Source organism: Pseudomonas sp., assembly GCF_037994325.1.
In the GTDB taxonomy this organism is placed as follows: domain Bacteria; phylum Pseudomonadota; class Gammaproteobacteria; order Pseudomonadales; family Pseudomonadaceae; genus Aquipseudomonas.
This window is the reverse complement of sequence record NZ_JBBNAH010000642.1, coordinates 1-8,484: the sequence shown is the minus strand read 5'-3', so window position 1 is coordinate 8,484 and position 8,484 is coordinate 1. Positions and strand designations below refer to the sequence as shown.

Annotated in this window: 9 protein-coding genes; 3 read left to right on the top strand and 6 right to left on the bottom strand. The window is 58.5% G+C overall.

Translation table 11 applies throughout. The features are described 5' to 3' along the window. Window positions 1-531, bottom strand: a 531-nt coding sequence (locus AAAB16_RS21195) for a POTRA domain-containing protein (protein WP_340665110.1), incomplete at its 3' end; no start/stop codon positions are given. Between the two features lie 393 nt (window positions 532-924). Between AAAB16_RS21195 and mtgA the strand changes: the two genes are divergently transcribed. Beyond that, on the top strand, window positions 925-1,638 hold the full coding sequence (mtgA, locus tag AAAB16_RS21190; RefSeq protein WP_340665109.1) for a monofunctional biosynthetic peptidoglycan transglycosylase: 714 nt from the start codon (window positions 925-927) through the stop codon (window positions 1,636-1,638). 9 nt (window positions 1,639-1,647) lie between these two features. Here mtgA and AAAB16_RS21185 read toward each other — a convergent pair whose 3' ends face one another. The 5 genes from AAAB16_RS21185 to ftsY form a co-directional block, all read right to left on the bottom strand. After that, complete coding sequence (locus AAAB16_RS21185; RefSeq protein ID WP_340665108.1) at window positions 1,648-2,256, bottom strand: hypothetical protein; 609 nt, start codon at window positions 2,254-2,256, stop codon at window positions 1,648-1,650. A gap of 79 nt (window positions 2,257-2,335) precedes the next feature. Then, entirely contained in the window at window positions 2,336-3,190 is an 855-nt protein-coding gene (gene rpoH / locus AAAB16_RS21180; protein WP_110615341.1) for an RNA polymerase sigma factor RpoH, read from the bottom strand. Between the two features lie 110 nt (window positions 3,191-3,300). Beyond that, a complete protein-coding gene (gene ftsX, locus AAAB16_RS21175; protein ID WP_110615342.1) occupies window positions 3,301-4,323 on the bottom strand; it encodes a permease-like cell division protein FtsX in 1,023 nt (340 codons plus the stop codon). Then, complete coding sequence (gene ftsE, locus AAAB16_RS21170; RefSeq protein WP_108095018.1) at window positions 4,323-4,991, bottom strand: cell division ATP-binding protein FtsE; 669 nt, start codon at window positions 4,989-4,991, stop codon at window positions 4,323-4,325. The genes ftsX and ftsE overlap by 1 nt, the downstream gene beginning before the upstream one ends. Further along, entirely contained in the window at window positions 4,988-6,340 is a 1,353-nt protein-coding gene (ftsY, locus tag AAAB16_RS21165; RefSeq protein WP_340665107.1) for a signal recognition particle-docking protein FtsY, read from the bottom strand. Before ftsY ends, ftsE begins: the two co-directional genes overlap by 4 nt. Before the next feature lie 146 nt (window positions 6,341-6,486). On the opposite strand from ftsY, the gene AAAB16_RS21160 reads away from it, so the two are divergent. Further along, the gene (locus AAAB16_RS21160) at window positions 6,487-7,842 is read left to right on the top strand and encodes a pitrilysin family protein (protein ID WP_340665106.1); all 1,356 of its coding nucleotides are present in this window, start codon (window positions 6,487-6,489) and stop codon (window positions 7,840-7,842) included. Further along, a partial coding sequence (locus tag AAAB16_RS21155) for a M16 family metallopeptidase (RefSeq protein WP_369335452.1) occupies window positions 7,835-8,484 on the top strand: 650 nt, incomplete at its 3' end. The genes AAAB16_RS21160 and AAAB16_RS21155, both read left to right, overlap by 8 nt.

Below are 8,484 nucleotides of genomic sequence, written 5' to 3'. Positions count from 1 at the left end.
ACCATCTACTTTGCCCCAATTGATTTTCAAATCAACAACGCCAGACTTCATATTTTTTGGCACTAGGCTAACCGTGGTAGTAGCAAAGCCTTTTTCGGAATAGCGGTTGGTAACGTCGCGAATAAGCGAGAATAGATCGGTACTACCCAGCTCGCGATTTACGTAGTTACGCAAGATATCGGATAGATCCACCTGCCATTTGGCTTCATCGCCAGCATCAACTTCAATTTTTGAGATGGGAAATTTTATGCCGTTATCGACTGGCGCGACTTCTGGCTGTTCCGACGCAGGCTTTATAGTTACAGCGCGATTGAGGTGGGTATCAAGCTTTTGGTTGATCTGCTCTTGCGTACGTAATTTATCTTGGAAATCTTCCTCTCGATCCAGAGGAGTTACGCGCAGAGGTGCTGTTTCAGCATGGATACCGAAACTGACAACGGTCAAAAGGGTGGTTACGAAAAAACTAACAGCGCTGCACAGTGCTTTTACACGCCGAGGGGCAGCGCAAGAACCTGACTTATATACTTCCATAGCGATGGTTTCGGAGAGTGAAATGGAGCGCCGATTCTCCGGCTCCCCCGCTGGGCCAAATGCAATCCACGTCTCGCGGAAAAGTAGGGGGTTTCCCTCTAAAAAGGTTTAAAACGGAAGCAAGCCTGCGATTACGACTAGACAGCGTAGGCCCACGACAAGGGCAATACATTGCTCTTCCAACGCACGCTTTATGATGTCAGCACCGCGTTAACGCTCTGGCGCAAAGCAGCTGAACATCGTGTCGCCGATATCTTTTTTTAGATGTGCAAATTCTTATAAACAGGCAAAAAGCGCGTCGTCGACAGGAGTATTCCTGCCGCATACTGAGCTTCCCGTCAGACGCTAACCCCTGGCTATAATGGCCCCCTACCCTGCCAGGCTTAGCCGCGCATGCTTCGAAAGCTGATTACCCGCCTGTTCAAATTCCTGCTCTGGTTCGCCATTGCCTCCGTTGCCGTTGTGCTGATCTTTCGCTGGGTTCCGCCCCCCGGAACCGCGCTGATGGTTGAGCGTAAGGTGGAATCTTGGATTGATGGCAAACCCATTGACCTGCAGCGTACATGGCGCCCGTGGAGCGAGTTGCCGGACGATTTGAAGATTGCCGTGATTGCCGGTGAAGACCAGAAATTTGCTGAGCACTGGGGTTTTGATGTGGATGCCATTCAGGCCGCGCTTAACCACAACGAGCGCGGCGGCAATCTGCGCGGCGCCAGCACCATTAGCCAGCAGGTGGCGAAGAACCTGTTTCTATGGCCCGGCCGTAGTTGGTTGCGCAAAGGCTTGGAGGCGTGGTTCACCGGCTTGCTTGAGCTTCTTTGGCCCAAGCAACGGATTCTTGAGGTTTACCTCAATAGTGTGGAGTGGGGCGAGGGCGTGTTCGGCGCCGAGGCGGCAGCGCGCAAGCACTTCGGAATCGGTGCGCCGTACTTGTCCAGCCGGCAATCGAGCTTGCTCGCGGCTGTATTGCCTAACCCGTTGAAATGGAGCGCCAGCCGGCCCACGGGCTACATCAACCGTCGGGCCGGCTGGATTCATCAGCAGATGCGTCAACTGGGTGGCAGCGATTACATCGTACAAATGCAGAAGAATCAGCGACTCTGGTAACGCGACGCCTTACTGCTCCAGCGTACTGCGCGGTACGACATGAAGCAGCAACAGCTGTTCGTCTTCAACATGGGCCGTCAGTCCCTGCTGCGGATACACCCAGCCTTCCCCGCTCGTTAGTTGTAAACGCAGGCGCGGCGCACCGAAGCTGGCGATCACTTGCTCGGTGCTAACCGACTGCTTGGGGCGCAATGCTAAGGTCGACAATGCGTGCTCCCCCATCTCCGAAAGCATGCCCGCACTGAGTGGCTGTTCGGGATCAGTAGGTTTCAGACCTGTCGCAGACATCAAGCTAGCGTGTTCACGCTCATCTAGAACCAAAACCGCCTCAAGGCTCCACGTCTCGCCGGAGGCAGCCAATTCAGAGCGAAAAACCAGCTGCGGACCGTCCAAACGCGGCTTTAGCCACAGCTCGCCAGCACTCCGTTCATTCAGCTCACCGAGCGACAGCTTGCCTTCTGCCATAGGCCCTAGGATCTGCTGTTGCCACTGCGCCATGCCTGATAGCGGCTCGATTTTGCCGACACCACGCATCAGCCAGCCACCCCAGGCAAAGAAGGCGATGGCGATCACCACAAACAGCAACCAGTGCTGCATACGTAGCGGTGGCAGGGTCATAAATACGCTCCGGCAAATCAGAATCAGGCGGGCAGAAAAAAGCCGCACCTAGGTGCGGCTCTATCGGTTACGTTGAGGCTTAAGCGGCTATGGAGCCTTTAAGTTTGCTCATCGCATTTTTCTCCAACTGGCGAATACGCTCAGCGGAGACGTTGTACTTGGCGGCCAGCTCATGCAGGGTCGCTTTTTCCTCGGCCAGCCAGCGCTGATAAAGGATGTCACGGCTGCGCTCGTCCAGACCTTCCAACGCTTCGTGCAGGTTTGCGGTGGCGCTGTCGCTCCAATCGGAATCTTCCAGCTGGCGAGCAGGGTCGTAGCGGTGGTCTTCCAAGTAGTTGGCCGGCGACTGGAATGCGCTTTCGTCGTCCGCTTCAGCAGCGGGGTCGAAGGCCATGTCGTGACCAGTCAAACGACTTTCCATTTCCCGCACTTCACGCGGCTCCACGCCCAGGCTCTCAGCTACGGCATGCACTTCGTCGTTGTTCAGCCAAGCCAAACGCTTTTTCTGGCTGCGCAGGTTGAAGAACAGTTTGCGCTGCGCCTTGGTGGTAGCCACTTTGACGATGCGCCAGTTGCGCAGGATGAACTCGTGAATTTCAGCTTTGATCCAGTGCACGGCAAACGACACCAAACGCACGCCCATTTCCGGGTTGAAGCGTTTAACGGCCTTCATCAGGCCTACGTTACCTTCCTGGATCAGGTCGGCCTGGGCCAGGCCATAACCGGAATAACTTCTAGCGATATGGACAACAAAACGCAGGTGCGCGAGCACCATTTGCCGGGCGGCTTCGAGATCTTGATGGTAAAAAAGACTTTCGCCCAGTTCGCGCTCCTGCTCAACGCTCAGCAGCGGAATGCTGTTGACCGCATGCACGTAGGCCTCCAGGTTTGCACCCGGGACTAAGGCATGGACAGGTTGCAAAGAATTGCTCATGCGAATCCTCCGACTCACGAAACTCGTGCCTCTTGAGCACTGCGGGTAAGACTATACAGTTGACTCTAAAGTTCAAAAAGCACGAAAACACATATAGAAACAGGAACTTACTACTTCGGGGCCAGTTCGTTCAAGTGACGGGCCACCGCAAGCCAGGCGCCAATATACCCCAACAATACGGCGCCAAGCAGCAGGGATAGACCATCGGACACTGGCACGCCGCCAAGGGCGAAGTCACTGCCATACAGCCCAGCCAGGCGCACCACGGCGCCATTTAACCAGTCCAGGCCAAAGGCCAGCACCGCCCAGGACAATACCCCGGCCCCCAGGCCATAAATCGCCCCCATATAAAGAAAGGGCCTGCGCACATAGCTGTCGGTTCCGCCCACCAGCTTGATGACTTCGATTTCGGTACGACGGTTTTCGATATGCAGGCGGATGGTGTTGCCGATCACCAACAGCAGCGCCATAACCAGCAACAGGGTCAGACCGAAGACAAACCGCTCACCCAACTTCAGGATCGCGCTCAGGCGCTCAACCCAGAGCAAGTCCAACTGTGCCTGTTGCACCTTGGGCAATTCAGCCAAACGCAGACGCAACGCCTCCAGGGCGGTTTTATCGACTTCTTTTGGGGTAACCAGAATCACGCCTGGCAGCGGGTTTTCCGGCAGTTCCTTAAGCGCTTCGCCCAGACCGGACTGCTGCTGAAACTCGGCCAGCGCTTGCTCGCGGCTGATCCACTCGGAATCGGCCACGTCCGCCATCTCGGCAATCTGCGCGCGCAGCTTTTGCCCGTCGGCTTCGTTTGCATCCAAGGTCATAAACAGGGAAATCTGCGCCGCACGTTGCCAGGAGCCGCCCAGGCGCTCGACATTGTTAAGCAGCAACGACAGCCCCATCGGCAAGCTCAGCGCAACGGCCATGACAAGACAGGTGAAGAAGCTGCCAATCGGTTGCTTGGCCAAACGGCGCAGGCTGTCGATCAGGCTTGAGCGGTGCGCCTCCAGCCAGGCATGCAGCAGGGTGGTGAAGTCCGGGCTGCCGTCATCTTTTTTCTGATCGTTTTTCTTCGGCGCCGCGCCAACGCGTTCGGCAGCGGAAGAGGAATCTTGCGGATTACGTGTGGCGCTCATTAACCGGCCTCCCCGTCGCCGATCAATCGGCCGCGTTGCAAGGTCAGCATGCGGTGGCGCATGCGGGCGATCAGGGCCAAGTCGTGGCTGGCGATCAGGACGCTGGTGCCCATGCGGTTGATGTCTTCAAACACGCCCATGATTTCCGCCGCCAGACGCGGGTCGAGGTTGCCGGTGGGTTCATCGGCCAGCAGCAGTGCCGGGCGATGCACAACGGCGCGAGCAATGCCGACCCGTTGTTGTTGCCCGGTGGACAGGTCGCCCGGGAACAGATCGCGCTTATCGCTCAGCGCTACACGCTCCAGGGCAGCATCGACGCGCTTGGCGATGTCAGGTTTGGATAGCCCAAGAATCTGCAGCGGCAGGGCAATGTTGTTAAACACCGTGCGATCAAACAAGAGTTGATGATTCTGAAATACCACGCCGATTTGCCGACGCAGGAAGGGAATTTGAGCGGTGGTGATCTGCGCCAGATCCTGGCCGGCCAGGAGCAGCTTCCCCGACGTCGGGCGCTCCATCGCCAGAATCAGCCGTAACAGGGTACTTTTACCGGCGCCTGAGTGGCCGGTAACGAAGAGAAACTCGCCACGGCGTACGCGAAAACTCAGCTCATGCAGGCCGACGTGGCCATTGGCATAGCGTTTACCCACCTGCTCAAAGCGAATCATGCGTGCTCCCGCTCGGCGAACAAGGCCTGAACAAAGGCTTCAGCTTCAAAGGTACGGAGGTCGTCAATGCCTTCTCCGACCCCGATATAGCGAATCGGCAAACCAAACTGCTTGGCCAGCGCGAAAATCACCCCGCCCTTGGCGGTGCCGTCCAGCTTGGTCAGCGCCAGACCCGTAAGGTTTACCGTCTGGTGGAATTGCTTGGCCTGGCTGATGGCGTTCTGCCCGGTACCGGCGTCCAGCACCAGCAGCACTTCGTGCGGCGCGGTGTCGTCGAGCTTGCCGATCACGCGGCGAACCTTCTTTAGTTCTTCCATCAAATTGTCTTTGGTGTGCAACCGGCCCGCGGTGTCGGCGATCAGCACATCAATGCCGCGCGCGGTGGCGGCTTGCACGGCATCGAAGATCACCGAGGCAGAGTCGGCGCCGGTGTGCTGGGCAATAACGGCAATCTGATTGCGCTCGCCCCACACCTGCAGTTGCTCAACGGCAGCGGCGCGGAAGGTGTCGCCTGCGGCCAGCATCACTTTCTTGCCTTCTAGTTGCAGCTTCTTGGCGAGCTTGCCAATGGTGGTGGTTTTGCCAGCGCCGTTAACGCCAACCACCAGAATCACGAAGGGCTTTTTCTCGGCAGGGATTACCAGCGGCTGTTCGACTGGTTTGAGCAACGAGGCCAGTTCTTGCTGCAACGCTTTATACAGCGCGCCACTGTCGAGCAACTGCTTGCGCGCGACCTTCTGGGTCAGGCTCTGGATGATCGCGGTGGTGGCCTCCACGCCCACGTCGGCGGTCAGCAGACGGGTTTCGATTTCGTCGAGCAGGTCATCGTCGATGGCCTTTTTGCCGAGGAACAGGCTGGCCATACCTTCGCCAAGGCTGGCGCTGGTTTTCGACAGGCCTTGTTTTAGGCGGGCGAAGAAACCGGCTTTGCTTTCCGCCGTGGCCGCTGGCGCAGGTGCAACCACTGCAGGCAACTCAGGCACCGGTGCTGGTAGCGGCGCTGGCGTGGCAGGAGGCTGCACTGCAACGGGCGCAGGCTCGGGCTCAGGTATTGGCTCTGGAACAGGCTCAAGGGCCATCGGCTCGACCACTGCCAGCGGCTGCTGCTCTTGTGCAGGCGTAGGCGCTGGCACGTCGGCCACAGGCGTATCGGCAATTACCGAAGGGGCGGCAGGCGCAGGTTCTGCAGGCGTGGCGATATCAGCTACCGGGGCCGGTGTCGGCTCCTGAGGCTTTTTGCGCAACCAGCCAAACAGGCTTTTTTTCTCGCCGGTTTTCTCGCCGGATGCGTCCGGTGTATTCGCCTCAGCAGCGGCTGGGGTCTTATTGTCGTCTTTGGAACCAAACATGGAGAGGGGCTATCTCAACGGTGCGACGCGCCAACAGGGTAAAAACCCAACAGCCGTGGCCGCCAATAAAATGGATGAGTATCCTAGCACCTCCGCGCCCGCCGACGCTAAGACCAAGCGGGCCCTCTCGACAGGTCATTCACTTCATGAAAATGCTTGCCCGCAGCGCCACCTCGCTGCTGCTTGCGGCCCTTTGCCTGCCGCTGTCCGCCTTTGCTGCCGATGCCCAACCCACTCAGGAATTTACCCTCGCCAACGGCCTCAAGGTTGTAGTGCGTGAAGATCACCGCGCGCCAGTGGTAGTTTCCCAGGTCTGGTACAAGGTCGGCTCCAGTTACGAAACGCCCGGCCAGACCGGCCTTTCCCACGCCCTTGAACACATGATGTTTAAAGGCAGCGCCAAGATGAAACCCGGCGAAGCGAGCCTGATCCTGCGTGAACTGGGCGCCGAAGAAAACGCCTTTACCAGTGACGATTACACCGCCTATTACCAAGTGCTGGCCCGCGACCGCCTGCCGGTGGCCTTTGAGCTGGAAGCCGATCGTATGGCCAGCCTGCGCCTGCCGCCGGAGGAGTTTCGCAGCGAAATTGAAGTCATCAAGGAAGAGCGCCGTATGCGCACCGATGACAAGCCCAGCTCGCTGGCCTTTGAGCGTTTCAAAGCCATGGCCTACCCCGGCAGCGGCTACGGCACGCCAACCATTGGCTGGATGGCCGACCTGCAGCGCATGAGCGTTGAAGAGCTGCGTCACTGGTACGAAACCTGGTATACGCCCAATAACGCCACGCTGGTGGTGGTTGGTGATGTCACCGTTGCCGAAGTGAAAACCCTGGCCGAGCGCTATTTCGGCGCAATCCCCACCCGGGCTATTCCTACCGCCAAAGCGCCGCTGGAATTGGCTGAGCCGGGTGAACGACGTATCCGCCTGTATCTACAAACCCAGCTGCCGAGCCTGATGATGGGCTTTAACGTGCCCAGCTTGGCCACGGCCGAAAACCCACGAGACGTGCACGCACTGCGCTTGATTTCCGCGCTGCTTGACGGTGGTTACAGCGCGCGCCTGCCGACCCAATTGGAGCGCGGCGAAGAGTTGGTGTCTGGCGCCTCCGCCAGTTACGACGCCTATAACCGCGGCGACAGCCTGTTTATGCTCTCCGCCACGCCCAACGTGCAAACCGGCAAAACTTTGGCCCAGGCCGAGGCCGGCTTATGGCGCCAATTGGAAGCCTTAAAAACCAGCGCACCGACCACCGCTGAACTGCAACGCGTGCGCGCCCAGGTAATTGCCGGTCTGGTGTACGAGCGTGACTCCATCAGCAGCCAGGCCAGCACCATCGGCCAGCTGGAAAGCGTTGGCCTGTCGTGGAAATTGATGGACGCCGACCTCGCCGCTATCGAAGCGGTAACGCCAGACGATATTCAGCAAGCTGCCCGCACCTATTTCACCCGCGAGCGCCTCAGCGTTGCCGAAGTACTGCCTAAGGAAAAAACCCATGAGTGAGCGCAACGGTCTGCGCTACGGCCTGCTTGGCCTTAGCCTGTTGGTACTGCTGGCAGTGCTGGTATTTTTTGTCAGCCGTCCGGCCCAGGCACCGACTGAACCTGCCTCCGCCGCGCCGGCAGCGGCTAGCAAAGCACCTGATCATCTGGAATCGCTAGCGGCCCTTGAAGGCCAGGCGCCAAGCCATCGGCAAATCAATATCCAAACCTGGCGGACCGCCGAAGGCGCCAAGGTGTTGTTTGTTGAAGCCCATGAATTGCCAATGTTCGACCTGCGCCTGACCTTCGCGGCCGGCAGCAGCCAGGATGGCGACACTCCTGGCCTGGCAATGATGACCAACGCCATGCTTAACGAAGGTGTGGCGGGTAAAGACGTCGGCGCGATCGCCGCAGGGTTTGAAGACCTGGGCGCCGACTTTGGCAACGGCGCCTACCGCGATATGGGCATGGCCAGCCTGCGCAGCCTGACCGCCGTTGATAAACGCGAGCCGGCGCTGAAGTTATTCGCTGAAGTGCTTGGCAAACCGACCTTCCCGGCTGATTCGCTGGTACGGATCAAAAACCAAGTGCTTGCCGGCTTTGAATACCAGAAGCAAAACCCCGGTCGCCTGGCTGGCCTGGAGCTGTTTAAGCGCCTGTATGG

Coding starts and splice junctions, on each gene's coding strand:
- ftsE (WP_108095018.1), bottom strand. CDS start 4,991: ATGATTCGCTTTGAGCAGGTGGGTAAACGCTATGCCAATGGCCACGTC.
- ftsX (WP_110615342.1), bottom strand. CDS start 4,323: ATGAGCGCCACACGTAATCCGCAAGATTCCTCTTCCGCTGCCGAACGC.
- ftsY (WP_340665107.1), bottom strand. CDS start 6,340: ATGTTTGGTTCCAAAGACGACAATAAGACCCCAGCCGCTGCTGAGGCG.
- mtgA (WP_340665109.1), top strand. CDS start 925: ATGCTTCGAAAGCTGATTACCCGCCTGTTCAAATTCCTGCTCTGGTTC.
- AAAB16_RS21185 (WP_340665108.1), bottom strand. CDS start 2,256: ATGACCCTGCCACCGCTACGTATGCAGCACTGGTTGCTGTTTGTGGTG.
- AAAB16_RS21160 (WP_340665106.1), top strand. CDS start 6,487: ATGAAAATGCTTGCCCGCAGCGCCACCTCGCTGCTGCTTGCGGCCCTT.
- rpoH (WP_110615341.1), bottom strand. CDS start 3,190: ATGAGCAATTCTTTGCAACCTGTCCATGCCTTAGTCCCGGGTGCAAAC.